Source organism: Sorangium sp. So ce394 (genome assembly GCF_051474665.1).
GTDB classification, from domain to species: Bacteria; Myxococcota_A; Polyangia; order Polyangiales; family Polyangiaceae; genus Sorangium; species Sorangium cellulosum_D.
Genome location: NZ_CP150339.1, coordinates 1505269 through 1531680 on the forward strand (window position 1 = coordinate 1505269; position 26412 = coordinate 1531680).

Consider the following 26412-nt stretch of genomic DNA (forward strand, 5'->3'; position numbering starts at 1 on the left):
CGCGGCCGCGGGTCTCGTTCTCCCTTGCGAACAATCCGCCCCGCCGTGCACCGTGGGCGCATGCTCGACCCGCTCTTCGACGATCTGCCCGCCATGCTGTGCTTCGCCCGCGTCGTGGAGCGCCGCTCGTTCACCGCCGCGGCGGCCGAGCTCGGGGTGTCGAAGTCGATGGTGAGCACCCGGGTCGCGCGCCTGGAGGAGCGCCTCGGCGAGCGGCTGCTCGTGCGCACCACGCGCAAGCTCACCGTCACGGACGCCGGCATGAACCTCTACGCCCGCTGCGCGCGCGTGCTCGAGGAGGCCGCGGCGGCGGTGCGGGGCGCGTCCGACGCCGACCGCGGCCGCATCCGGCTCAACGCGCCGGTCACCTTCGCGCAGATGTACCTGGCGGAGCCGCTCGCGCGGTTCCTGCGGGCGACCCCGGGGGCGCACGTCGAGCTCGCGCTGAACGACCGGCTCGTCGACCTGGTGGAGGAGCGCGTGGACCTGGCCATCCGGATCACGAAGCTCAAGGACTCGAGCCTCGTCGCGCAGAAGCTCGCCACGACCGCGCTGCACGTGGTCGGCGCGCCCGGCTACCTCGAGCGGCGGGGGCGGCCCGAGCAGCCGGGAGACCTCCTGCGCCACGACTGCCTGCGGTACCTGCACCTGCGCGTCGAGGACGAGTGGCGCTTCTACGGCGCCTCGGGGCGCATCTCCGTCCCCGTCTCGGGCCCGCTCACGGCGAGCAACGGGACGGCGCTCCGCGAGGCGGCCGTCTCCGGGATCGGCCTCGCGGTGCTGCCGCGCTTCATGGTCGACGAGGATCTCCGGGCCGGGCGCCTGGTCACGCTGCTCGACGCCTTCGCGCCGCGGCCCATGGGCATCTACGCCGTGCACGCCGCCGGCCGGCGCCCGCCCGCGCGGGTGCGCCGGCTCGTCGAGCACCTGGCCGCGGCGTTCCGCGGGGTCTCGTGGGCGTAGCGGCGAATCGTTCTCTGGAGAGAACAATTCGTTCCGGGGCGCGCTCTACCGGCGCGCCGCGCCGGGGCTTACTCCTCGGGGCATGGAGGCATCACCCATGAACCGAATCGACACGATCCTCACCGCCCCCCGCTCGACCGACCTGGCCGCGCTCCTCTTGCGCCTCGGCCTGGGCGCCGTGTTCCTGGCGCACGCGCTCGCCAAGCCGCTCGTGTTCACGCTGCCGGGCACCGTGGCGTTCTTCGCGGCGAGCGGCTTCCCGGGCTGGACGGCGTACCCGGTGTTCCTCGCCGAGCTGCTCGGCGGCGCGGCGCTCCTGGCCGGGCTCCGGACGCGCCTGGTCGCGCTGGCGCTCCTGCCCGTGATGGCCGGCGCGCTGCTCGTGCACCTCCCGAACGGCTGGATGTTCTCCGGCCAGGGGGGCGGCTGGGAGTACGTCGCCTTCCTGATGATCGGGCTCGGCGCGCAGGCGTTGCTCGGCGACGGCGCGTTCGCCGTCAGCCGGCTGCAGCGCAGCTGACCCCGCCGGCCGCGGAGCGCCGCCGCCGGCGGCGCTCTCGCGATCACGGCGCCGCGGGCGGAGGGAGCTCGACGTCCGCGACGTTGCAGGACGTGCAGAAGGGGCCCTCGCCGTTGGGCTGGAATTCACCGTAGAGGATGCTGCGCTCGAAGCTCACGAGCTCGCGTTGCGTGTCGGCGTCGATGACGCTGACCGAATAGACGTCTCCGGGCGCGCCGCGTCAGCCCGCGCCGCCGCCCGTGCAACGGGAGAGCGCGTAGCGCAGGGCGTTCTGGAGCAGGCCGAAGGTCATGAACGCCCCCTCGGCGCCGCCGATCTCGGTCATGGTCCGGGCGATCGCGGGCGAGATCCCCGAGACGAGGCACCTGCTGCCGAGCAGGCTCGCCGCGCGCACCACGGCGAGCAGGTGAGACACGGTCGCGGCGTCCACGGCGCTGACGCCGGTCAGGTCGAGGACGGCATAACGCGCCTGCGTGCGCACGATCTCGGGGAGGAGGCGCTCCATGATCTGCGCCGCCCGCGCGGTGTCCACCGTCCCGATGACCGGCAGCACCAGGACCCCCTCCCACGCCTGGATGATCGGCGTGGACATGGCGAGCATCGTGTCCTGCTGCTGCCGCAAGAGCGCCTCGGCGCGCTCGCGCTCGGCGTTCTCCAGCGCGAGCATCCGGTTCTTCTGCTCGAGCTCCTCGGCGTCGGCCTCGCGGCGCTGGAGCGACTCCCTGAGGTCGCCCTCCAGCCGCTTGAACGGCGTGATGTCCCTGGCCGTGACCGCGACGTCGTCGTCGCTCAGCGGGATGATCTGGTAGTGCAGCCAGAAGCTCCCGCCGTCGGGCGCGCGGAACTCGATCACCTCGAGCACCCGCTCGCGGGTCCGGAGGGCGCGCTCCATCAGCGCCACGACCCCCACCTGGCGGGTCTCCGGCGTGATCTCGTCGACCGACCGGCCGATGACGGCCTCGCGCGGCCTCCCGAACATCTCGACCAGCTTGGCGTTGGCCTCGGTGAACTCGAAGCCCCCGTCCGCGCCGCGCTCGCCCGGCGCGCGCCGGAGCACGCAGAAGACGTCCAGGCTGCCGTCGATCGCCGCCCGGAACCGGGCCTCGGCCGCGACCAGCGCCTCCTCGGCGCGCTTGCGGTCCGTGATGTCGCGCGCGACGAAATAGACGACCTGCGCCTCCTGGCTGGCCGATGAGTTCCACTCGATCCATCGGTACGAGCCGTCGCGGCACCGGTAACGGTTCGTGAACGTGACGCTGCCGGTGCCGGCGAACGCCTGCGCCGACTCCGCGAGGGTGCGCTCTCGATCGTCCGGATGGACGAAGTCGAGGAAGGGTTTGGAGAGGAGCTCTTCGCGCGAGTAGCCGAGCGTGCGCTCCCAGGCCTGGCCGATGCGCTTGAAGTGCCCATCGAAGCCGGCGATGCCCACCAGATCGACGGACAGCTCGAAGAAGCGGCCGAGCTCGTCCAGCTGCCATGATTCCGTCATGTGCCGTCTATCCGTATCAGCTTCGGCGCTGAGCGTCGACTCGCCGCGCGCTCGACAGAGGGCCAGGCCACATGGCCAAGCGCGCGCGGCCCCGCGGCGTCGCCGCGTGAGCGAGGAGGAGACCGGGGCACCTGGTCGCCCCGAGTGCGCCGGTGCGCGTGGCGAGAGACGTGGAGGGGCGCGGCGGCGCGCCGCACAGCCCGGTTGCTATGGATGATCCGGTGTCGCGCCTCAGCCCGCTCGGGCCGGGCCGAGCTCGCCGGACGAGCTCATGGGAGGATGGCGGGCGACGGCTCGCCCTTGTAGATCTGCGAGCAGCGGGGCTTCTTTGCGTCGGCGGGGCAGCCGAGCCCCTGGTAGAAGCTCAGCGAGTTCGCCGGGGGAGCATAGCCGCTCGGGACCTCCAGCCTCCCGACCTGGGCGAAGTAGGTGAGGCACGCGTCGCGCCACCAGCGCGCCTCGTAGTGCTGGATCTGCAGGAAATCGGTCACGTCTTTGAACCGCTTGGCGTCGATGCGGCCCTCGACGGACTTCCATGCATCTCGCAGGAGCCCCACCCCGTCCACGCCGAGGCTGTAGCGATGGACGAGCTCCTCCCAGACCGTCCGCCCGGAGCTCAGCTCGTCCTGCCAGCCGACTTTGTGGAAGAAGAGCAGAAAGTCGTCAGGCACCGTGTCCCGACTCCCGAACTGCTGCCCCACGGGCGCGGCGTACTGGGCGACCGCGTTGCTGCCCGAGGGAGAGCGGTTGAAGCCGATGCCGGTCGCGTCCGCCTTGTGGTAGTAGACCGGGTTCCACTCGGCGCGGCCCAGGTTGTTCACCCAGGGGGCCGGCCCGTAGTGGTGGTCGCTGCCCATGATGTGAACCAGGCCGAGCGGCGTCATGTAGTCGACGAGCGTCTGGTGAGAGCTCATCATCATCTGAACGACCGGCTCGACGACGGCGGGGTCGTTCGAGAACGTCTGGCGGACCCACTCCTCGGCGATGGCCTCCGCGGAGAGGTCCGGATTCCATGCCATCCGCCCGAACACGTACCAGTTCGCCTGGTTCATGTGGGACCCGGTCCAGTTCGCGTCGTCGCCGACGTTGGAGACGCCGGCGATCGCGGTGGTCGCGTAGTCGTGGAGGGAGCCGTCGATGACCCGCGCCACGGTCGAGCCCTCGCCGTTCGCGTGGGTGTCCGCCCTGAGGACCTCCTCGTAGAGCGGGCCGAGGTAGGCGAGGTGCGTATCTTCGCCGAGGTACTCCTTGGTGATCTGGAGCTCGAGGGCCAGCGGCGTCTTCGGCATGGCCCCGAACAGCGGATGAAACGGCTCTCGAGGCTGGAAGTCGAGGGGGCCGTTCTTGGCTTGCACGAGGACGTTCGCCTTGAACTTGCCGTCCAGGGGCTTGAACTCTTCGTACGCCTGCTTGATGCGGTCCGGAGGGCTCGTGTCCGAGTAGACGAAGGCGCGCCACATCACGATGCCCTTGTGGGGCGCGAGGGCGTCGGCGAGCATGTTGGCGCCGTCGGCGTGCGTGCGGTTATAGTCCTGCGGCCCCGGCTGACCCTCGGAGTTCGCCTTCACGAGGAAGCCGCCGAAGTCGGGGATCTGCCGGTAGATCTCGTCGACCTTGTTCGCCCACCACTGCTTGACGTTGGCGTTGGTCGGGTCGGCCGTGCTCAGGTTGCCGATCTCGACCGGAGCGCTGAAGCGGGCCGTGAGGTACACCTTGATGCCATAAGGGCGGAAGACGTCGGCGAGCGCCTTGACCTTCGTGAGGTACGACGGCGTGAGGACCTGCGCGTTGGCGTTTACGTTGGTGAGCACGGTCCCGTTGATGCCGAGGGAGGCGTTGGCCCTCGCGTAGTCCTTGTAACGGGGGGAGAGCGTGCCCGGCAGCGCGCTCCAGTCCCAGATGGAGCGGCCCGCGTAGCCGCGCTCCACGCTGCGATCGAGGTTGTCCCAGTGGTTCAGGATGCGATGCTCGATCTTGGGAGAGCCCCCGAGCGACAGCCCGGCGAGGGCGCTGTGGCTCTGGAGGTGCCGGAGGAGGGCGAAGGCGCCATAGAGCACGCCCACCTCCGTGTTGCCCGCCACGGCGATCACCGATTGGCCTCCCACGTCCGCGGCCTCGACGAGGTAGCCCTCGGGGCCCAGGTCGCCGAGGCGCGCCGCGAGCGGCAGGCCCTTGATGATGTCGGCGGCGGCCGTGCCGATCACCACGGCGCCCGGGCCGTCGACGGCCGCGCCGGTCTCGACGGTCCCGCCGGTCAGGCCGCTCAGGCCCTTGACCAGCTCGGCCTCGGCGATGTCGAGGCTCGCGCCGCTGCCCGATTTGACGACGCGCTTGAAGGCAGCCTGGTACTCGGCGAGGCGCCTCGGAATCGGGACCTTCGGGTACCGGAGCCAGAGGTCTGCTCCGGTCTCGTCCGGCAGGGAGTCCGGCAGGGGGTACTCCTCGTCGGAGCCCAGCATTCCGCCCTCGCCTCCGGCGCCATCGCCGCCGGCGCCGGTCGTGGCGCCGCCGCCTGAGCCGCCGCTCGCGCTGGTCGAGCCGGTCGCCTCGGTGGAGCCTCCCGTCGAGCTGGACCCGCCGCCGCTGCCGGTCGTCCCGTTCGGCCCATCGGCGCCGCTCGAGGAGCAGGCGCTCGCGAGCGCGACGCCGAGGAGCCCGACGAACAGGAGCGGGGCTCTCCAGATCGTCATCGAAGGGGATCGCTTTGCTGGCGGTGGGCCTGAGCGATTTGAAATCTCATTTTCCGAAGGAGGCGTCATCTGCATCAGCCTTTCCAGTGGAGGGGGCCAGGGAGAAGCAAGACCAAAGCGGTTTGCCGGCGTCAAGGGTGAATCGCGACGCTCGTCTCGGGCTGACACGGAGGCTCCGGCTCGACTCCGGCGCGCTCCGCTCCACTGCATTGCTTGCGTTTTTTTTCATCATGGTGGCTTCCGTCTCGGGTGGCGGTGCGCTCGGGCGGAGCCGCGCGCGCGGCGCCCGGCTCGCGGCTCGAGGACCCGCAGGTCCTCGACCTCCACCTGGAGCCCGGGATCCGAGATGAGATAGTGGTTCACACGGCACACGGAAGGAGAGCTGGTTCATCCCGGGCTGGACCAGGTCGGTGACCTTCAATCGAAACTCGTACGGATCCCCGTCGACGACCTCCGTGAGCTGCGGCGCGAGCGGGGCCGGGCGCCGGCGATCAGGTCGCCGCTGCGGAGCCGGCGCCGTGACATGTCACGGCGCCGGCGGAGCAGGTCAGGGGGCCCGGGCGGGGCATGTCGGGCTGCCCGCGCGAGCGCCCCCGAGCGCGAGCGCCGCGGCCGCCGTCTCGACGCGGTGGCGCCGGTGGCCTAGCCTGCTCGATGCCGTGAACCGCACACCCCGTCGAACCACCGCCTTCCTGGCCTCCATCGCCCGCACGGCCCTCCTCGGGGGCGCCGCGGCGCTCCTCGGCTGCGAGGCGCTCCTCGGCATCGAGGACGTGTCGCTCGACCCGGGCGCGGGCGGCGGCGGCGCCAGCGTGTCGTCGTCCTCGGCCTCGGCCTCGACGAACGGCGGGGGGCCGGCCGAGGGGGGCGGAGGGCAGGGGGGCCAGGCCCAGGGCGACTTCACGTTCGCCATCCAGTCGACCGGGGTCAACGTGCCCTACAACGGCGTCAATCACGTCGACGTCGCGATCACCCGGATCGGCGGCTTCGACGGGCCGGTCGAGGTCGACGTGCAGGCGCCGCCCCCGGGCCTCGTCGCGAAGGCGATCACCATCCCGCCGGGCAGCAGCGCGGGCAGGCTGGAGGTCGGCGCCTCCGGCGCGCTCACGCTGGGCACCGCGTTCGACCTGGAGCTCATCGCGACCTCCGGCGGGACCGTGCGCACCGACGCCGTGCGCGCCGTGGTCACGGGAAAGCCCGGCACGCTCGACGAGAGCTTCGGCGAGGCGGGCATCTCCGCCTGGAACCTCGGCTCCGACGGCGGGGGCCTCCACGACCTCCGGCAGACGGCGCAGGGGAAGATCCTCACCGCCGGCAACAGCATCGACGGCCTCGGCGGGGCCCGCCTCGAGGGCTTCCGCCTGCTCGGCGACGGCGCGGCCGACCCGTCCTTCGCGGGCGGCGGCGGCGTGTCGGAGCGCTTCTGCGGGTGCACCAAATACCAGGAGCTCCGCGGGATCACGCGGCTCCTGAACGGCTCCGTCTTCCTCGTCGGCTACGCCCCCGGAGACACGACGGACGACATCGCCTTCCTCCGCTACCGCGACGACGGGACCCTGGACCGCGTCGACTCGGCTAATACGGGCATGGATCTGCTCGATCTCGGCGGCGAGGAGCGCGTCGCGGCCATGGATCTGTCGGCCTCGGAGCGGCTCCTCGTGACCGGCCAGCGCGACGGCCAGCTCTTCGTGGCGGCCATCAACCCCACCTACGGGTGGCTCGACCGCGACTTCGGCGCGGGGGGGTGGACCGTCCCGTTCATGGGCAGCCCGGGCGCGAGCGCGGGCACGGCGCTCGCGGCGGGCGCGCGCGGCTCGACGCTGGTGGCCGGCTGGGTGGAGGACGGCGGCGATCGGGACCTCGTGCTGCTGGAGCTCACCGCGGAAGGTGCGATCGGCGGCCTCGGGATGACGCAGGTGAAGCGCGCCGGCCTTCAGGAGCCGGTCGCGATGGCCGTCCAGCCCGACGGCCGCATCCTCGTGGCCGCGCGGAGCGAGGAGGCGGGCTCGAGCGACTATCTCGTGGTGCGGTTCGAGGCGGACGGCACGATCGACGAGACCTTCGGGGAGGACGGGCAAGCGCTCGCCGGGGTTCCGGGCGGCGCGGCGGTCGACATGGCGCTCCAGCCCGACGGCCGCGTCGTGGTCGCCGGCAACGTGGGGGAGCACGCGGCCAGCCGGCCCACGCTCGCGCGCTTCCTGCCCGACGGCGCGCTCGATCCGACGTTCGGCGAGAACGGGGTTCAGGCGGTGTTCCTCGGCGAGGAGAACGCCGTGCAGTCGATGACGGTCTCGGCCGACGGCAAGCTGCTCGTGGCCGGCACGCGGCAGACGTTCCCCACGTACGGCCTCGTCGCGCGGCTCTGGAACTGAGCGCGGGCGCGCTCTGGGCGCGGCGTCGCGGCGGCCGCCCGCCGGGCGCGGCGGCCCGCCGGGCGCGGCGGGGGGCGGCGCCCGGCGGGCCGCCGCGGCTCAGAACGGCGAGCCGTCCACGCGCGTGCCCGGTGAGCTGTCGCTCGCGGCGAGGGCGGTGTGCAGCGCGAAGGGCTCTCCCGGGGTGGCGTCGGGGTCGCGGTTCATCGAGACGCCGTCGATGGAGAGGGTCGCGTCGTACGTCATCGCGTCCACGGTGGCGCCGGACGCGTCCTTGAGCGTCACGGTGTCGCCCGCGTTGGAGAGCTCGAGGCGCCCCGTGGACGCGGCCACGGCCCAGCTCGCGCCGGGGGGTACGGCGGTCGCGCCGCCGTACACCACGATGGCCGCGTCGGGCGCGAGCGTCGTCCCGGCGGCGAAGGTGTGCCGCACCGACACGCGGTCGGAGAGCGTCCACCCGCCGAGGTCGGCGGCCGACGCGCCGAGGTTCACGATCTCGACGAACTCGCTGGCCGTGACGCTCGCGGGCTCGTTGGCGAGGATCTCGTTGAGGAAGACGGCGGCCGTGCCCGGCGTCGGATCGACGGGGGACGCGTCCACGGGGATCAAGAAGTCGCGCACGACGCCCATGTGCTGCATCTGCTCGGCGCCGCTGTCGGTCGCGAGGGCGGGGCTGAGCTCCGCGATCGGCGTGTAGACGCGGGTGTCCGCCACGAGGCCGTTCGCGAAGCTGCTCTCGCCGATCACGACGGCGGTCTCGTGCGCATCCAGGTCGGTGTCGACGAGCACCCAGTCGTACGGCTTGCTCCTGCCGGCGTTCGTATCGGTGTCGCCGTTCCTGTCGGCGGGGTAGGGGCTGGACGTGACGACGACATCCGACAGGGCCGAGATGCACGGCTCTGTCCGGCTATCGGTGTTGAAGTCGCCGCCGATGACCAGGTAATCGCCCTCGGGCACGCGCTCGCGGAGGCGCTCGACGAGCTGCCGCGCCTCGGCCTGGCGCACGCTCGAACTGGCGGTCAGGAAGTGCACGCTGACGGCCCAGAGGTCGATCGGCCCGGGGATGTCGATGCGCGCCCAGGCGAAGTCCCGGTTGGGCGCCTCGCTGTCCTCCCACTCGCCGGCTTCGAGGATCGGATACCGGCTCACGATGCCGTTCGGGATCTGCGCGCCCGCTTCGCGGTAGTAGCTGAACGCGCTGCCGAAGGTGTCGTCGACGAAGGAGCGGAGCGCGTCCGCGCCGTTGGTGCCGTAGTTGAGCTCCTGGAGCAGGACGATATCCGGGCTGACCCCCTGCATGATGCGCTGGCCGTGGCCGGGGTCGTAGCTCTGGCGCGTTCCGCTCGTGAGATTCGCGGCCATGAGCCGGACGCGCACCGGGGGGAGGTCCTCGCCGCCGCCGGAGCCACCGGAGCCACCGGAGCCGGCCTCGCCGCCGGAGCCACCGGAGCCGGCCTCGCCGCCAGCGCCTTGGCCACCGGCGCCACCCTGGCCACCGGCGCCACCCTGGCCGCCGGCGCCGCCTTGGCCACCGGCGCCACCCTGGCCGCCGGCGCCGCCTTGGCCACCGGCGCCACCCTGGCCGCCGGTGCCGCCTTGGCCGCCTTGGCCGCCTTGGCCGCCTTGGCCGCCCTGGCCGCCGGTGCCGCCTTGGCCGCCTTGGCCGCCGTGGCCGCCGGCGCCGCCCTGGCCGCCGTCTCCGCCTTGACCACCGGCGCCACCCTGGCCGCCTTGGCCGCCGCCGCCGCCCAGCCCGCCGGCGCCGCCCCCGCCGCTGGCATCGCCGCCGCCGCCCAGCCCGCCGGCGCCCGCGGTGCCGCCCTCCCCACCGGACGATGCCGACGACGGGAGGTCTTCCCCTTCCACCGGCGGCGAATCGGCGCCGCAGGCGGTTCCGGCGACGGCGGACAGGAGCAAGGAGAGCCGCAGGAGCAGGTGCCCCACGGTCAAGGAAGACAACACGCGCATCTCGTTACACCGGACCTTTCTTGGTTCCTTTCATGAGAGCATGAAGACGAGCGCGGCAGATACCCTGATCGTGGGCGAGGTCCCCATCTGAGGCATTGGGAGCCCATGTGCGCGAAAGTCGCGTATTCTGCCTTACGCCCGTTCCGTCGCGAGCCTCGGACCCCCCGTCTCCCGTGCGCGTGCGGGTGGTGGCCCCATTTGCCCCGGAGCGATTCCCATGAAGGCGGGAAGGCAGGAAGATCATTGATGTTTCCTTCCCGCCTTCCCGCCTTCATGTTCAAATCCGGCCACCACCCGCGTGCGCGTGCGCGTGACCGGACCCGGAGCAACTCGCGCACAAGAGAGCGCGCATTGGCGTCGGGCTAGTCCGAAATCAACGGGAGCCTCAACGACCACGCCAAGTCGCCCCTCGTGAGCAACGCATCCCTCGATGCGCCGCGCGCGGTGTTCGATACCAACGTGTTCGGCGTCGCCGCCGCTCCCCAGGCGCCACGGCTGGCGCAGAACGTCGTCGCGCCTCTTCAGCGCGCGCGGCGTCGCTCTCCCGGAGCGAGACCCGCCCCCGGGGCGCCGTAGCGCAGCCCGTCGATCAGCAGGTCGACCATGCGCCGACCGTGGAGAGCTCCGTCCTCGCCGGTGGCGATGCAGAGGTTGCCGACCGCGCGCAACAGCTCGTACGGCTCGACGTCGGCGCGGACCTGACCCGCGCTCACCGCCGCGTCGAGCAGCGACTGGAGGGCCGGCTCGAGGTGCTGCCGGAAGTACTCCGGCAGGGCGTCGAAGGCAGGGTCTCCGGAGTGCAGGGCCGCGGCGAGCCCGCGCTTCGTCGCGATGAAGCTCGTGTATCGGCGAAGCCAACGCGCCAGCGCCTCGACCGGCTCGTGCTCGCGCGAAAGCGCGGGGGCGGCGGCGGCGCATGCGTCGACCTCGCGTCGAAACACCGCCGCGACAAGGTCGGAGCGCTGCGGGAAGTGACGGTAGACGGTCGCGACGCCGACGCCGGCCCGCGCGGCGATCTCACGCACGGGCGCGTCCACGCCCTTGTCGCCGAAGACGGCCTTGGCCGCCTCGAGCAGCGCGTCGAGGTTGCGCTGGGCGTCGGCGCGCACGCCCCGCGCCGCAGGCCCCTGCGCTTCGGGCTTCTCTGCTCTCGCCGATGACTTCACGTCGTCCCTGCCTCGGTCGAATCGTGCGCCAGCGCTCCGCCCCTGACAAACGGTATCGACGACGAGGCGCCGCAGCGAGCGTTCCGCAGCCCCCGCGACGCCGCGGCGGTGCGCGTGGACGGCATCACGAAGGAGCCTCCGCGCCGGCGACGTGCTCTTCGTGCTCCGCTCGCTTCCCGTGCCCTACCCTGGCGGCCCTCGCGACCGCCCCGGAGAAAGCTCGATGAAACGACCTTGGACCAAGACGATGGGCGTGCTCGGCGTGCTCTGGCTCGCCTTCCTGGTTCTCCTCGTCCGCTCCTCCTGCTCCCGCTCCACCCCGGCGCCGCCGAGCAGCGCCGCGCCTCCGCCCGCGAGCGCGGCGCCGGCCGCGGGAAAGGCGCGCCGGCGCGCCACCGAGCCAAAGCCGCGCGAGCCCGGGAGCATCGCCGGCCGCGTCGCCGAGCCCGCGGGCGCGCCGGTCGCCGGCGCCCTGGTCTGCGCCGCCGTCGAGCCGGCCGCGCCGGGCGCGCCGCCGCCCGCGGAGGCGCGCGAGCCGGTGTGCGCGCCCTCCGCGGAGGACGGCCGCTACGCGCTCTCCGGCTTGCCGCCCGCGCGCTGGACGATCACCGCCTCGGCGCCGCATCACCGCCCGGCGCGCTACGCCTCGACCGACGCCGCCCGCACACCGTTCGTCGAGCTCGGCGCCGGCGAGGCGCGCGCCGGCGTCGATCTGGTCCTCCCGGCCGGCGGGGTCGAGGTCCGGGGGCAGGTCGAGGACATCGGCGGCGGCGCCATCTCCGGCGCGCTGGTCACGCTCGACTGGCTCGAGCCAGGGATGGGCTCGGTGGTGGCGAGATCCGACGCCCAGGGCCGCTACGCCGCGTGGATCGACGAGGGGCCCTACTTCGCGCGCGCTCTGGCCGACGGCTACGCCGAGGCGTTCAGGGACGGCGTGGCGCCGGGGCCTTCGCTCAAGCTCCTGCTGACGCCGGCGTCCGCGCTCGTCGGGCGGGTCGTCGAGGCAGGCACCGGGACGCCGGTCGAGGGGGCGACGATCTCCCTCGACAGCGAGGGGGCGTGGGGGCCGATGCACGGTATGCCCGCGGCGCGCAGCGACGCGGAGGGCCGCTTCCGCGTCGATCGGCTCGCGCCGGGGCGCTACCGGCTGGTCGCCCGCGCGCTCGGCAAGCTCGGCCAGGCGCGCGAGAGCGTGCTCCTCGGCCTGGGCCAGACCTCGCGCGAGGTGGTGATCGAGGTCCACCCCGCGCGCGTCGTCGCGGGCCGCGTGGACGTCGCGCTGGACGGCGCGCCCTGCAAGCGCGGCAACGTCGCCCTGCTGAGCCCGGGGCAGGCCGGGATCCAGAGCGCCGCCATCGAGGCCGACGGCTCGGTGCTCTTCGACGCCGTGCTCCGCGGCTCCTACGAGGTGCTCGTGGCCTGCGCCGACCACGTCGCAGAGCCGACCTACCCGGTCGTGGAGGTGGGGGACGCCGACATCGAAGACCTCGTGTGGACCGTGCGCGCCGGCCTGGCGATCCGCGGCCGGGTCGTGGACCGCGACCAGAACCCGGTCCTCGCCGCCGTGCACGCGTACGCGCCCGCGATGATGGGAGCCCGAGGCGCCACCGGAGCGGCCGCCCGGACCGAGGCCGACGGGACCTTCGCGCTGAAGGGGCTCGCGCCCGCGAAGTACATGATCATGACGCGCCCGGTGAGCCACGCCGAGCCCGCGCCCGTCGAGGTCGAGCTCCGCGACGAGCGTGCCCCCGAGGTGACGATCGTTGTCGACCGCGGGGGCGCGATCGAGGGGATCGTCGTCGACGAGGACCGGAAGCCCGTTGCGGGCGTGAACGTCTCGATCCTGGGGACTCCGCCGGACATGGGGGCGCCGGGCGCGGCGATGGGGCCCATGCGGCCGCCCGCGGGCGGGATGGCGAGATCGCTCGACGACGGGAGCTTCGCGATGCGGGGGCTCCCGCCGGGCGATTACCGGGTCTCGGCCAGCGACGCGCCGCCGGCGCTGCCGCCGCCAGGCCCGGGCGCGCTCGGCGCGGCGCCGCAGGCGGTCTCCGCGCGCGTGGAGGCGGGGGCGAGCGCGCGCGTCACGCTGGTCGTGGAGCGCCGGAACGGCGAGATTCACGGGCGCGTCGTGGACGACATCGGCGAGCCGGTGACGGACGCCTTCGTCCACGCCGAGCGCGAGCTCGGGGGCGCGAGCCCGCCGGGGGCGCGCAACCAGGGCAGGGCGCGGTGGGGCGCCTTCGCGCAATCGCCGGTGCTCACCGATCCCGAGGGCAAGTTCGTCGTCGGGAGCCTGCCCCAGGGCACCTACACGGTCCACGCGTACCGCAAGGGAGGGGGCGAGGCCTTCGCCGAGCACGTCCACACCGGCGACAGCGTGACCCTCACCCTGAAGCCGGCCGGCGCGATCTCGGGCACCCTCTCCGTGCCGTCCGGGAAGGTCCCCGAGCAGTTCACCGTCCGCGCGCTCGAGCGGGAAACGGCGCTCTTCCGCGCCGAGACCTTCGCCTTCACGGGAGGCGCATTCACGATCAGCGACCTGCCGGAGGGGAAATACGAGCTCTCCACCGAGACGCAGGAAGGGACTGCGGCCGTGGACGTCGCGCTCGCGCCAGGGGAGCAGCGGAGCGGCGTGGTGCTCGCGCTCGCGCCGCGCGCCTCGTTGACAGGGCAGGTGGTGTCGCTCGACGGCGGCGCGCCGATCGCCGGGGTGCGGATCAACGTCTATCCTCGCAAGGGGGGGCCGTCCGTGGGCCCGGGCAGCTTCCAGCAGGAGATCCGCACGGACGAGGCGGGGCGCTTCGAGGTGAATCAGGCCCCCTCCGGGCCCATCATGCTCGTCTGTGCGCCGTCCGATCCGATGGGCTCACCCTACGATATCGCCGTGCTCCCGGTGGACGCGCAGCCGGGCGCGGCGACCGACGTGGGGCGCGTCGTCATGGCGAAGCGCCGCGTCGGGCCGGAGAATCCGCCCGGCGATCTCGGGTTCTCGATCAAGGACGCGTTCGCCATGGATCTGCCCGCGCAGACCCTGGAGGTGAGCGAGGTGCGCCCCGGAGGGCCCGCCGCGCGGGCGGGCCTCCAGGTGGGCGACGCGATCGTGTCCGTCGACGGCCACGATGTCCGCGGGAAGATGGCGTATCTCTACCGGCCGCTCTCCACCGTGCCCGCCGGGACCCAGGTGACGCTCGGGCTCTCGCGCGGGGCGGCCGTCTCCATCACGGCCGGCGAAATGCGGATGCCCCCGGGGTTGCCGGCCGGCGTACCCGCGCGGTGACGGTTGCGCCCGAGGAGCGGCGCGCCGGGCGCCGTTCGGCAGGCGGCACAGGGATTCGTCCAACGAATTCCCCGTCGCAGCGGCGCTCGAAGAGCAGCGCTAGGCCGGCTCGGCGCCGCGCTCGTCCGCCTCTGTGGGGCTCAGCGGGAGCTCCACGATGAACGTCGCGCCGGCGCCCGGCTGGCTCTCCACGCGGATGGATCCGCCATGCGCGCTCACGATGCAGCGCGCGATATACAGCCCGAGGCCGAGGCCGCCGAAGTTGCAGACCGACACCGCGCGCTCGAAGCGCTCGAAGATCCTGGCCTGATCCGCCTCCGCGATCCCGATCCCGTGATCTCGGACCGCCAGCAGGGCGCGGCCTTCCCGCTGGCGCACGCTGACGTGAATGGGGCCGCCGGAGCCGTATTTCATCGCGTTCGACAGGAGGTTGAGCACGACCTGCTCCACGCGAGACGGATCCCAGCGCCCGATCACGGGCTCGTCCAGATCGAGCTCGGTCCGGCAGCCTGCGTCGGCGAGCTGCTGGCTCAGCCGCTCGATCACGTCGCGGATCAGCTCCGCGAGACCGACGGGCGCCCGCGCGAGCGTCAGCCGCCCGGCGTTCAGCGTCGTGACGTCGAGCAGCTCGTTCACGAGGTGTCCGAGCCGCGCGAGCTGACGATGGAAGACGCGGAGCGCCCCCTCGATCCGCTCCGGGGCGAGCTCCGCGCGCTGGTGGCGACGCAAGAGCAGCTCGACGCGCTGCGCCTGCAGCTGCAGGGAGGTCAGCGGCGTCTTGAGCTCGTGGGAGGCGACGACGAGGAACTCATCCCTCCGCGCGATGGCCTCCTGGGCGTCGGCGAACAGACGGACGTTGTCGAGCGCGAGCGCCGCGCGGTACCCGAGCTCCTCGGCCAGCCGCAGGTCGGCTGGGCCGTAGCGGCGCCGGGGCGTGGTCGAGAGCAGGGTCATGACCCCGAAGCACCGGTCGCGCGCGACCAGCGGGACCCGGAGGAACGCGTGGAGATCGAGCTGCTGGAGCCGGGGCGCGGCGCGGAGGTCGCCCACCTCGGGCCGGTCGAGCGACGCCGCTGCCAGGGGCCGCAGCGCGTCCACGACCGCGTCGGCCAGCTCGGCGGGCACCCCTGCGGTCACCGTGTGTCCCAGGCCGCCGCGGGCGAGGTCGACCTCGATGACGCACTGGTCGGCCAGCTCGGGCACCGCGAGCTGCGCCACGCTCTCGAGGGTCGCGCTGTAGCCGAGGGCCATCAGCCTGCGGCTCGCCTCGGCCAGGAAGCGCTCGGCCCGCTCGGCGCGCTTGCGCTCCGTGATGTCGGTGGAGATGCCGCAGAGCGCGGAGGGCGTCGGCCCCTCGCCGAGAGGGAACTTGACCGACAGGAAGGTGTGCAGCCCGTCCTCCAGCGGCACCTCCTCCTCCCACTCCATCGGCACGCCCGCAGCGAGCACCCGCCGGTCGTGGTCTTCGATGGCCGCGGCGAGCGGAGCGGCGAACACATCGGCGATCGTCTTGCCGACGATCTGCTCGGGCGGCAGGCGCAAGGTGTTGCTCACGCGCCGGTTGGCGAGCAGATGCCGGCCTCGGTGATCCTTGACGTAGATGGACGCCGGTGAGTTGTCGATGATGGCCTGGAGGATCTGCTGGTTGGTCTTCAGCGCCTGTTCGGCCCGCCGTCGCTCGGCGTTCTCCTGCTCCAGCTCGGCATAGAGCAGGGCGTTCTCCAGCGAGATCGCCGACTGCGAGGCGAGCAGCTCGATGACGCTGAGCCGCCCGGGGGTGAAGGCGCCGGTGACGAGGTTATTCTCCAGATAGAGCAGGCCGAGCAGCCGGTCCTGGCGCACGATCGGGAGGCACAGCACCGATCTCGGGCGCCTGCGCCTGAAATACTCGTCCTCCATGAAGGGGTGGCGGGCGGCGGCGTCGTCGAGCAGCACGCGCTCGTGGCTGCGGCGAACATAGTTGAAGACCGACTGCGGCAGCGCGGCCGAAGACGCCTCGTCGGCGCCGAGCAGCCGCACCGCGCCGCTCGGCGCCTCGATCGCCGCGGTCCACGCGTGTTCACCCCGGACCAGGACCACGCATCCCACCTCGGCGCCCGCGTGCTCGACCACGATGCGCAGCAGCATCTCGAGCAGGCGCGGGAGCTTGAGCTCGCCGGAGATGCGCTGCGAGGCCTTGACCACGGACAGGACGTCGAACTGCTCGGCCCGCACGGCGAAGGTGACGGTGGGCGCGATCGGCTTGCGGTCGACGAGGTGGGAATAGCGCTGGTCGAGCTGCTCCACCTTGGCGTGGGCGCCCCAGCGAAAGAAGCCAGCGCGGGCCTTTTGCAGGTAGGCGCCCTCGGGTATGGACAGGCCGCGCGCGCGGTAGAACCCCGCGGCGAGCTCGCAGGCGATGGCCTCGTGCTGGACGAAGCCGCCCTCCCGCGCCGACGCGATGGCCTGCTCGTAGAGCCGGGCGGCCTCCGGGTCGTGCCCTCGGAGCCGGGCGATTTCGGCGCGGACCAGCGCGTGCTTGTGGAGGAAATTGTCGGGGCAGCTCCTCGCCCACTCGCCGAGCTGCCGCTCGCAGTCGAGGAGCTGCGCGGGGAGCGCCCCGAGCGGGGACGGCTGCGCCTCGCCGCCGAGGGTCGCCAGCGAGAGCGCGAGGTAATAGACGTTCTCGGCGATGAGCGCGTACGGCTCGGTCCTCCAGGGGTGCTCGACCGTCACGCGGGTCGCCGCCGCCAGCGCCTCCCTGGGAGAGCCGAGCACGAAGTGCGCCTGGGCCTCCAGGCTGTAATAGAGCCCGCGAGCGCCCTGGAGATCCCCCTCCTCCAGCCGCGCCTCGAACGCCGGCCGATCCAGATCGGAGCCATCCAGCACCGGGAAGCCGACCGGCCGACCTCGCAGCGTCTGGATCATGGCGTGGACGCCGACGAGGGCGCTGTGCGCGAACGCGTAGCCGGCCCTGCGCACGAAGCCGAGGCGCTCTTCGACCTCGTGGAGCACGTCCTCGAGCGGCTCGCCAGAGAGCAGCGGGAACAGCGCGGCCCAGATGCCGTTGAAGCAAGCCATGTTCAGATGGCCGGACTCGGTCGCGGCGCTGAAGCCGGCGCGCGTATACGGATACGTCTCCCTGTAGTGGCGTGTCCAGAAGACGACCATCTGTCCGAAGAGGGTGAACACCTGCGATTTCGTGGTGAGAGAGCCGCTCCTGTCCGCCAGGTCATGGCCGAGCTTGCCGAACAGGTAAGCCTCCTGGTAGCGCCCGGACCTCGGGCCGATCAGCCTCGCGAACGCGGCGTACGCGAGGGCGGAGCTCTCGGCGTTGCCGTGGTGCAGGCTGAGCTTGACCATGCGCATGACGAGCAGACAGTGCAGGTCGTGGTCCACGAAGATCGCAGGGGCCGTCACCCCCTGCAGCACGTCCATCATGACCTTGATCTCCGGGTGCGTCATGGGCGGCAGGCGGATCAGGTCCTCGATCGGCCGGTCGCGCAGGGCCTGCCAGACGCTCTTCGTCTCCTCTTCGAGCCGCGCGCTCGAGGGGTGAAGCGGAAGATCGATGTCGCAGGCGCGGAGCCACGAGAGCCCGATCTCCACCGCGCGAGCGCATTGTCCGCGGGTCTGGGAGACGGCGGCGGCGAGCTCGACGACGGCGGCCGTCTCGATCTTGGTCCTCGCGCGATCCATGAGCTCTTCGAGGAGCCGCTCGGCTTCCTCGACGCTGCCGGTGATGTACGCGGAGCGCGCGCGCTCGAGGCTCAGGTCATAGGTCAGCTGGTACTGCGTCTCCCAGCGATCCTCGCCGAGGAGGGCCATGCCCGCGGCGAAGAGGGCGGCGGCGGACTCGTGGGCCGCCGCGGCCCGGGCTCGCCTGCCGGCGCGGAGGTTCAGCGCGGCGAGGTCGCCCCGCTCCGCCGGGGAGCGGATGAGCGCGGCGCCGCGGTTGAGGTGGCCGACGATGTCGAAGAGCGTCTCCTCGCGCTCTCCCGCGCTTCGACCCCTCAGGAGCAGCCGGCCGATGCAGAGGTGCACCTCGGCGCGCTGCGCCGCCGGGATGAGCGCGTGGGCGGCCTGCTGCACGCGGTCGTGGAGGAACCGGTAGTCGCCGTTCCGGCGGAGGAGCAGCCCCTCGCGCACCGCCTCCTCGAGCGCGTCGCGGAGCTCCGCCGCCTGGCGGTTCGCGACCACCGCGAGGGTGTCGAGGGCGAGGCTGCTGCCGAGGCACGCGGCGAGCTTGAGCGCGTCCTGCGTCGAGGCCGAGAGCCGCTTCAGCTTGCCCACCATCAGGTCGACGACGTTGTCGCTGAAGCCCTTGTCGCGGATCGCGGCGATGTCCCACCGCCACGCCGCCTCGCCCGCGTCGAAGGCGATGAGCCCCTCTTCGTGCAGCGCGAGCAGGAACTGGAGCACGAAGAACGGGTTGCCGCCGGTCTTCTCGTAGACCAGCCGCGAGAGCGGCTCGACCCGGTCGGCGCCTGCGTGGACCGCCCCGGCGACGAGCGCGGCGACGTCGGAGGTCGAGAGCGGCGCGAGGACGATGTCGCTGATGGCGGCGCCGCGCTTCCGCGCGTCGGCCAGCATGAGCGACAGCGGGTGCGCCGGGCCGACCTCATTGTCCCGGCAGGCGCCGATCAAGAGGAGGTGCTCGGCCTCGGCGTGCGTGATGAGCTGATCGAGCAGCTGGAGGCTCGCCGCGTCGGCCCATTGCAGATCGTCCAGGAAGAGCACCATCGGGCGCTCCTTCTGCGCGCACGCCGCGACGAAGCGCTGGAGCGTAGCGTGGACGCGGTGCCGGGCCTCGACCGCGGGGAGCTCCGGCGCGGGCGGCTGCGGGCCGAGGAGCAGCTCGAGCTCGGGGAGCACGCCGGCGAGCAGCCCGCCGTTCGGTCCGAGGGCCTCCCGGAGGCGCTGCCTCCAGCGCTCGATCTCCCCCTCGCTCACGCACAGGATCTCCTGCACCAGCCCCCGGAACGCCTGGAGAAAGGCGTGGTACGGGCGTTCCCTCTCGAGCTGATCGAACTTGCCGGAGAGGAAGAACCCCCGCTCCCTCACGACCGGCCGGTGCAGCTCGGCGACGAGCGACGACTTGCCGATGCCCGAATAGCCCGACACGAGCACGAGCTCTGGCCGGTCCTGCGTCACCACCCGCTCGAACACGGCGAGCAGCGCCTCCACCTCGCGCTCGCGCCCGTACAGCCGCTGCGGGACCTGGAACCGGTCCGAGAGGTCGCGCTGCCCGAGCGGGAAGCGCTCGATGGCGCCGCTCGCCCGCCACCGGGCGAAGCACTCGTCCAGGTCGTGCCGCAGCCCGAGCGCGCTCTGGTAGCGCTCCTCGGGGGCCTTGGAGAGCAGCTTGAGCACGACCGCGGACAGGAGCGGGGGAATCGAGGGGACGATCGCGTGCGCCGCCGGCGGCTTCTTCGCAATGTGGCAATAGACCCACGCGACGGGATCGCCGGCCCGGAACGGCAAGGTGCCAGTCAGCATCTCGTGGAAGGTGACGCCGAGGGAGTAAAGATCGGTTCGCTCGTCGATCCAGCGGTTCATCCGGCCTGTCTGCTCGGGCGCCATGTAGGCCAGCGTCCCCTCGATGAGCCCGTGGTGGACGACGTCCTGGGGCTCCCGGGGCGAGAGGCAGGCGATCCCGAGGTCGGTGATCTTCACCTGCCCGGTCTCGGCGTTGTAGAGCAGGTTTTGGGGCTTGATGTCCTTGTGGATGACGTGGTGCCGGTGCAGCTCGGCGAGCGCGTCGGACAGGCGCAGGGCGAGGGGGAAGAAGCGTTCGAGCGGCATCGGCTCTCCGAGGAGCCGTTCGAGCGAGCGGCCGCCGAAATCCTCCAGGATCAGCGCCGCCTGGCCGCCGGCCGATCCGAGCGCGTAGACCTTGGCGATGGCCGGCGTGCTCAGCGCCGCGGCGACCTCGCGCTCGTGGCGCAGCCGCCCGAGGGCGCGAGCGTCGGCGTGGTCGCGCCGCAGGACCTTGAGCACCACAGGGAGGCCGTCGTCCTCGCGCACGGCCCGGTAAAGAAGGGTGTCTGAACCCTCGTGGAGGACCGCGACGATGGCATAACGGGACGACGCCCCGTGATCGGTGCAGACGGGAATCGTGTTCACAGGAGCGGTGCGACGGGGAATGTGCGACGCATGCTGCCATGGTCGGCGCGCATCGCCATCGCTTTGAGCGGGGCGATCGTCGAGGGGCCGCTCCGCGGGAACCCTGGAGCTCGAGCGCCTGGCGTGAGCCGCGGCCGCGCAGGGGAGGGGCCAGGCGCGGGCCGAGCGGGATCTCCGAGCGCGGGACCGGGCGCGGTCGCGGGCCTGCGCCGCACCGGCGCAGGGCCCGCGACTCCGGCGCTGGCTCAGGGCGAGCCGGTGTACTTGAACTCGAGGAGCGCCCCCGGGTTCTCCAGGGCCGTCGTGGCGCCGCCGTTCGGTCCGCCCGTGTTTCCGGCGGTGTCCGTGATGACGTAGAGCGTCCGGCGGTCCGGGCTCCACGCGAGATCGCGGTAGCGGTTCGTGGTGTCGAAGTGGACGACGGGCTCGCCGACCACGGATTTCCCGTTCGGGCTCAGCTTCACCCGGTAGAGCGCGCCCTTCTTCAGGCTGGTCATCAGGAGCGAGTTCCCCCACCCGGGGATGCCGTGCCACCCGGTGGGGTAGTAGTGGAGCGACGAGGGCGCGATCGTGGGCCAGCACATGTACTGGAGGAACCCGCACGCCGGATCGAAGAACTGGTAGTCGTCCTCGACGGTGAAGAAGGTGAGGAGCGGCTCCTTGAAGTCCGGATGGCTGAAGGCGCTCTCCTCTTGCTGCGGGACCGAGGGCGGGGCCTGGTAGTCGTTCCACGCGAGCTCCTCGCACGGCGTCGGGCTCGAGGCCGACCAGTTGTCGTACGTGTAGGCCTGGTTGTCCTGATACCCCGCGACGTGAGGCCAGCCGTAGTTCTTGCCGGGCTTGATGAGGTTCAGCTCGTCGTCGGTCTTCGGCCCGTGCTCGTTTGCATACAGCTTGCCGCCGCGCCCGAACGTGAGGCCCTGCGGGTTGCGGTGGCCGTACGAGTAGACATGGCTCCGGACGCCGTCGATCCGCGGGTTGTCGTGCGGGATCGAGCCGTCGAGGTTCAAGCGCAGGACCTTGCCGACGTACGTCGACCAGTCCTTCGCCGCGACCTGGGCCTTCGTGGGCAGAGCCTGCGCGCGGATCGGGAGGCACTTCCTGTCGAACTGGTTGTTCCCCTGATCGCCGATCGTGTAATAGAGCTTCTGATCAGGGCCGAACAGGAGCCGCGCGGAGTTGTGATCGTTGCTCCCCGGCAGGCCCTTGATCAGGTCGAAGGGGCTCCCCAGCGTCTCGGTCGCCGGGTCGTACGTGTAGCGGCGGATCTTCGTCCTGAGGTCCACCGCCGTGCCGGGATCGGCGTCATAGGTGTACGAGACGTACACGTAGTCTCTCCCCTTGCCCTTCAGCAGATCCGGGTGCAGCGCCAGGGCCAGGAGGCCGTCCTGGCCCCCCGCCTGGTACACCTCCGAGATGGTGATCACCGTGGTCCGCACGCCGTCCTCCGGCCTCACGCGCACGACGCGCTTTCCGGTGCGCTCGGTCAACCACAGGTGGTCGTCCGGCCCCCAGACGAGCCGCATCGGATACTCGAAACCCCGGGTGATCTCGCGCGACGTGAAGGACGTGTCGTCGGCGGCGGCGCCGGCCTGGTCATGGTCATGGTCGAAATCATGGGCGAAGAGGGCAGCGGCGTCGGCTTCGACCGGCTCGTCCAGGGGATCCGCCTGGACGCACCCGATGACGGCCAACGAAGCCGTGGCGAGCAAACCGACTTGAGCCAGGAAAACAGCTGGGCCGCGTGAGATAACAAGCGACATAGGACTACCTCACTGTTTCGTTTCAAGTGACGTTGCCGACCAAATGCCACCGCTCCAGGCGCGGTGGACGCGCTGGACAAAGCTCCGGCATCTACCGGGGACCGCATGGCTTCCGGTAAGTTGGACCCCCGATTAGGGTAAGGTCTTTACTATAGCAAGCGCAGAGGTCGTCCGCACTGTCAAGGTTGATTTACGACGCCGGTACAGTAACAGCGCGTGGCCGAGACGACGAGTCCAGTGGCACGGAGGTTGCTGTTCTGGGCAGCGCGTCACGCGATCGCGACGTGGAGCGCGACGCGGAGCGCGACGCGGAGGCGACCCTCGGAGCGAGCCATCGCTGGCGGCGAGCGCACGATAGCGATGCTCGCACGCGAAGAGATGAATCGACGAGGCGCCGTGAGGACCTCTCCGGCGCCGAGGCGCCACGGCAGAAATCTCAATCGTTTCGATGGGGGCCCCGACCGGAACGATAACGAGCGCCTGCGCGCGATCCTGCCCGTTACGCCACGAGTGCTGCAACGCGCGACGCGTGCACCTGATCTGGGACGGAGCCCCGTCCCACGTCGCACGGGAGACCCCATGGCCTCGCGGGCGAAGCGCCGCGCCTCGAACGCGCGGGCGCGGCGCCCATAAAAAAGATTGACGCCCGTTCCTGCGACACCTCCACTTCGTCATCGAGATGTCGCAGAAAACGCCTGGGAATTGTAAAATTCTCCCCTTGGTGCGGAGGCCGCGCCGGCGTGGAGGCCAAGGCGTGAGCCCGCTCGTCGATCTGGTCGTCTCGTCGCAGGTCGAGCGACCGGTGGAGAGCGCGGGGCTCACCTCCTGCAACGACAGCGCAACGTGCCCCGACGGCCAGACCTGCCAGCCCGATCTCACCTGCCAGTGAGCCTCGCCGATCGCGGCGCGACCGACAGTCCAGCTTACCAAGACAAGGAAACGAGACCATGAAACGCGCTTATCCCCTCTCCTTGCTCCCCCTCACCCTGGCGCTGCTCTCTCCCGCGCTCGGCTGCTCCGGCTCGGACACCGGGTCCTCGAGCGACGGAGCGACCGGCGCGTCGTCGAGCTCCGGCGGCTCCGCGACCACCGGCGGCGGCAGCACCACCGCGACCACCGGCGGCGGCGGCACCACCGCGACCACCGGCGGCGGCAGCACCACCGCGACCACCGGCGGCGGCAGCACCACCGCGACCACCGGAGGCGGCACCACCACCGCGTCCACCGGCGGCGGGACGACCGAAAAGTTTAGCTTCTTCGTGACCAGCCTCGCCGCCATGCGGGAGCTGTCGGGCTCCCAGGACGGCTTCGGGGGCGATCTCCGCTTCGGGGAGACCGGCCCGGGCGCCGGCCTCCGCGGCGCGGACAAGATCTGCGCGACGATCGCCGAGAAGAGCCTGCCGGGCGCGGGGGGCAAGACGTGGCGCGCGTTCCTGAGCGCCGCGGCAGGCGAGGACGGCAAGCAGGCCGACGCGATCGATCGGATCGGCGAGGGGCCCTGGTACGACCGCCTCGGCCGGCTGGTCGCCAACAACAAGGAAGAGCTCTTGAACGAGCGCCCCTCCGGGGCCGACGAGGCGGTCGCCGACGATCTGCCGAACGAGGACGGCGTCCCCAACCACCAGCCAGAGCCGAGCCAGCCCGAGGTGGACAACCACGACACGTTGACCGGGAGCAACGCGGAGGGGCGGCTCTATGGCCCGACGGCCACGTGCAGCGATTGGACGAGCGCCGTAGCGGACAGGAACTCGAAACCGCGTCTCGGGCACTCGTGGCCGAGGAACTTCGGCGGCGGCGGCCCGGGCGGCATCAACATGGCCCACTGGATGTCGGCCCACGAAGCGCCCGGGTGCACCCCGGGCGTCAACCTCGTGGACGCGGGGGGACCGCAGCAGGGCTCGACCAGCGTCGGCGCCGGCGGCGGTTACGGCGGGATCTACTGCTTTGCGCTGACGCCCTGACGCCGGCGCGCCCGCGCGCCGCCCCTCGATCGCTGCGCGGCGCAGCCGGACAATCCTTTCGCCGACGACTGCCCGCGCGCCGTCGCCGTGCAGCCCGGAGCGTTCAAGATCGCCCTCGAGCTCTTCGGCGCGGCCACGTGTGAAGACGAGGGTCTATGCTCCCTCAGCGAGCCGTTCACCGTCGAGCAGCGGTTCACGTACCCGGACGACTCGGCGGTCGAGCTCTCCGTCGACTGACGTCGCGACGTCGACGCTCCACGACCTGCGGGGCGAGCGCCGCGCTGTAACGGAGAGTCTTCGCTTGCGCCACCGATCTGTCACGAGCGCGGAGCCAAGCTGTTCCCCAGGAACATGCTGATCGATCCACCAGCCACGCTGGGACGACACACCGTGACCCTGTACCTCGGGCCCGCGGAGGACCAGGGCCCCGAGGCCAACGAGTCGCTTGGCGAGGCCATCTGGTTCGACCGCCGGGATCCACGATCCATTCGCCGCGCTCAGGAGATCCTCCAGGACCGGCTGCGACTCTCGGTCGCGCCGACGCTGTGCGACGAGCCTTCGCCTGGCCTCGGGGCAGCGTTGGGCAGGCTCGTCGCGGCCCTTGTCAGCGCGCTCGAGCGTTGGCATCGGCGCAACGCTGATCCGAAAAACAGTTTGAGCTCGAGCCGCGAAGGACGGGATCAAGCCGCAAGACATCGCCATCCTGTTAGGGCGTGTCGGCAAACGCGCGTAACCGCAGGCGGACAGCTGCCAACGTGATGATGGACAGGCGCTGTTCGCCTCGTTTCTCGTAGAGCCTCTCTCTTCATTCTCTTGGCGCCCTCGGCGCCTTTGTGGCTCTCTCGTTCGAGGCGTTCTGGTGAGAAGACGATAAATCGCCAGGACGCCAAGGACGCCAAGGACGCCAAGGAGAGAATCGCTCGATTCCCCCGGCGTCCTTCGCGCCTCGGCGGTCTTCTTCTCTGGGGGGCGATGTCGGGAGGGCTGAGCGCCGCTCGTTGCAGGCGCGCAGGAGCGCCGCGCGCTTACTTGGTGGGCGCCGGCTCCGCGGGCGCGCGGAGCGGCTCGATCGAGCGCGGGGTCCCGAACCCGGGGCCGCCGAGCGCGGTCTCGATCTTCTGATACACGCCCTCCCGCCCCGCGGAGCGCGCCGCGTCGAGGAGGACGTCATTGCGGTAGAGCGTCATCGTCAGCCCCGTCACGACCGACAGCGCGAGCATCAGGCGCTGCGCGCGGCCCGTGTCGCGCGCGCGCGCGGGGGGCGGCGCCTCGACCGCCTCGGCCGGCTGGATCATGAGCAGCGGGGCGCGCAGATCCGGCATCCCGGGCGGCGGCGTCGGCCGGGACGCCGCGAGGATCGCCGCCGGGGGCGCCTGCACCTCGGTCCGCGTCACCAGATGCGGCGAGCTGTCCAGCTCCCCGATCGGCATCGTGGGTGAGGTCGGAAACATGATGGACGACAGGCTCGACACCACCGGCGTCGGATGATCGGAATCCATGTTCCGCGACGGAGGACTGGGCGGCGGCGGCGGGACCCGCCGCGCCGTGCTGGCCGGAGCCGGGGCCCGCGCCGACTCGGCCGGCGGGTCCGAGTCGAGCCCCGCCACCACGCCGAGCGGCTGCCAGGTGGCCATCCCGGGCTTCCATATCTTCGTGGACTCGTCGATGACGTCGAGCCGGAACAGATCGTCGAGCTTCTCCAACGTGAGCACCTTAATGTCGTCGGGCGCGATCGCGACGTGCCAGAGGCTCTCGCGATCATCGGTCGCCGGAGCGGGCGGCGCCGGGCGCATGGTCGAAGCGGGCGGCGCCGGGCGCATGGTCGAAGCAGGCGGCGCCGGGCGCATGGTCGAAGCAGGCGGCGCCGGGCGCATGGTCGAAGCGGGCGGCGCAGAGCGGGTAGTTGAAGCGGGCGGCGCCGGACGCCTGGCCGGAAGGGGCGGCGGTTTCATACAAAGTCCTCCCTTGCGCGCGTGAGGATGCCACGGTCCGAGCGCACCTGTACACACCGACATGCGGCGCGGCGCGCTTTCGAGACGGTACGGATTTTTTCAGCGAATTGAGGCGCGACCCGTGGCGCTGGCGGGATCCTCGCCATGTAGGTATTCTCGCGGCCGATGGGGGCGGAGCATGGA

At 71.8% G+C, this 26412-nt stretch carries 17 protein-coding genes; 8 read left to right on the top strand and 9 right to left on the bottom strand.

The annotated features are described in order from the left end of the window. Positions 1 to 45 precede the first annotated feature (45 nt). Positions 46 to 963 carry a LysR family transcriptional regulator gene (locus WMF33_RS05570; RefSeq protein WP_437336160.1) on the top strand — a complete coding sequence of 306 codons (918 nt, stop codon included), beginning with the start codon at positions 46 to 48 and terminating at the stop codon, positions 961 to 963. Between the two features lie 97 nt (positions 964 to 1060). Next, complete coding sequence (locus WMF33_RS05575; RefSeq protein ID WP_437336161.1) at positions 1061 to 1483, top strand: DoxX family protein; 423 nt, start codon at positions 1061 to 1063, stop codon at positions 1481 to 1483. Positions 1484 to 1703: 220 nt separating this feature from the next. On the opposite strand, the gene WMF33_RS05580 is transcribed toward WMF33_RS05575, so the two are convergent. Further along, entirely contained in the window at positions 1704 to 2972 is a 1269-nt protein-coding gene (locus WMF33_RS05580) for a PAS domain S-box protein (RefSeq protein WP_437336162.1), read from the bottom strand. Positions 2973 to 3241: 269 nt separating this feature from the next. Further along, on the bottom strand, positions 3242 to 5662 hold the full coding sequence (locus WMF33_RS05585) for an alpha-glucuronidase family glycosyl hydrolase (RefSeq protein ID WP_437336163.1): 2421 nt from the start codon (positions 5660 to 5662) through the stop codon (positions 3242 to 3244). Between the two features lie 659 nt (positions 5663 to 6321). Between WMF33_RS05585 and WMF33_RS05590 the strand changes: the two genes are divergently transcribed. Then, positions 6322 to 8034: a delta-60 repeat domain-containing protein gene (locus WMF33_RS05590; RefSeq protein WP_437336164.1), complete on the top strand. Its 1713-nt coding sequence runs from the start codon at positions 6322 to 6324 to the stop codon at positions 8032 to 8034. Positions 8035 to 8133: 99 nt separating this feature from the next. Here WMF33_RS05590 and WMF33_RS05595 read toward each other — a convergent pair whose 3' ends face one another. Then, positions 8134 to 9396 (bottom strand): lamin tail domain-containing protein, encoded by a 1263-nt coding sequence (locus WMF33_RS05595; protein ID WP_437336165.1) that lies wholly within the window; start codon positions 9394 to 9396, stop codon positions 8134 to 8136. A gap of 108 nt (positions 9397 to 9504) precedes the next feature. On the opposite strand from WMF33_RS05595, the gene WMF33_RS05600 reads away from it, so the two are divergent. Then, positions 9505 to 10038 (top strand): hypothetical protein, encoded by a 534-nt coding sequence (locus tag WMF33_RS05600; protein ID WP_437336166.1) that lies wholly within the window; start codon positions 9505 to 9507, stop codon positions 10036 to 10038. Between the two features lie 485 nt (positions 10039 to 10523). Here WMF33_RS05600 and WMF33_RS05605 read toward each other — a convergent pair whose 3' ends face one another. Next, the gene (locus WMF33_RS05605; RefSeq protein WP_437336167.1) at positions 10524 to 11168 is read right to left on the bottom strand and encodes a TetR/AcrR family transcriptional regulator; all 645 of its coding nucleotides are present in this window, start codon (positions 11166 to 11168) and stop codon (positions 10524 to 10526) included. 223 nt (positions 11169 to 11391) lie between these two features. Between WMF33_RS05605 and WMF33_RS05610 the strand changes: the two genes are divergently transcribed. Then, entirely contained in the window at positions 11392 to 14448 is a 3057-nt protein-coding gene (locus WMF33_RS05610) for a carboxypeptidase regulatory-like domain-containing protein (protein ID WP_437336168.1), read from the top strand. Between the two features lie 99 nt (positions 14449 to 14547). Here the strand turns inward: WMF33_RS05610 and WMF33_RS05615 are convergent, their stop codons facing one another. After that, positions 14548 to 20553: an AAA family ATPase gene (locus tag WMF33_RS05615; protein ID WP_437336169.1), complete on the bottom strand. Its 6006-nt coding sequence runs from the start codon at positions 20551 to 20553 to the stop codon at positions 14548 to 14550. A gap of 245 nt (positions 20554 to 20798) precedes the next feature. After that, positions 20799 to 22247, bottom strand: coding sequence for a glucose/sorbosone family PQQ-dependent dehydrogenase (locus tag WMF33_RS05620; RefSeq protein ID WP_437336170.1), 1449 nt, complete (start codon positions 22245 to 22247; stop codon positions 20799 to 20801). 823 nt (positions 22248 to 23070) lie between these two features. Here WMF33_RS05620 and WMF33_RS05625 point away from each other — a divergent pair. After that, a complete protein-coding gene (locus tag WMF33_RS05625; RefSeq protein ID WP_437336171.1) occupies positions 23071 to 23205 on the top strand; it encodes a hypothetical protein in 135 nt (44 codons plus the stop codon). 69 nt (positions 23206 to 23274) lie between these two features. Here the strand turns inward: WMF33_RS05625 and WMF33_RS05630 are convergent, their stop codons facing one another. Then, positions 23275 to 23595, bottom strand: a complete 321-nt coding sequence (locus WMF33_RS05630) for a hypothetical protein (protein WP_437336172.1) — start codon at positions 23593 to 23595, stop codon at positions 23275 to 23277. On the opposite strand from WMF33_RS05630, the gene WMF33_RS05635 reads away from it, so the two are divergent. Further along, entirely contained in the window at positions 23576 to 24277 is a 702-nt protein-coding gene (locus tag WMF33_RS05635; protein WP_437336173.1) for a hypothetical protein, read from the top strand. The two genes, WMF33_RS05630 and WMF33_RS05635, sit on opposite strands and share 20 nt — an antisense overlap. Before the next feature lie 87 nt (positions 24278 to 24364). Then, positions 24365 to 24514, top strand: coding sequence for a hypothetical protein (locus WMF33_RS05640; protein WP_437336174.1), 150 nt, complete (start codon positions 24365 to 24367; stop codon positions 24512 to 24514). Between the two features lie 788 nt (positions 24515 to 25302). On the opposite strand, the gene WMF33_RS05645 is transcribed toward WMF33_RS05640, so the two are convergent. Both WMF33_RS05645 and WMF33_RS05650 read right to left on the bottom strand, forming a co-directional pair. Then, entirely contained in the window at positions 25303 to 25980 is a 678-nt protein-coding gene (locus tag WMF33_RS05645; RefSeq protein WP_437336175.1) for a DUF4339 domain-containing protein, read from the bottom strand. A 55-nt stretch (positions 25981 to 26035) separates the two neighbouring features. Further along, positions 26036 to 26263, bottom strand: a complete 228-nt coding sequence (locus tag WMF33_RS05650) for a hypothetical protein (protein WP_437336176.1) — start codon at positions 26261 to 26263, stop codon at positions 26036 to 26038. Between the last annotated feature and the right edge of the window lie 149 nt (positions 26264 to 26412).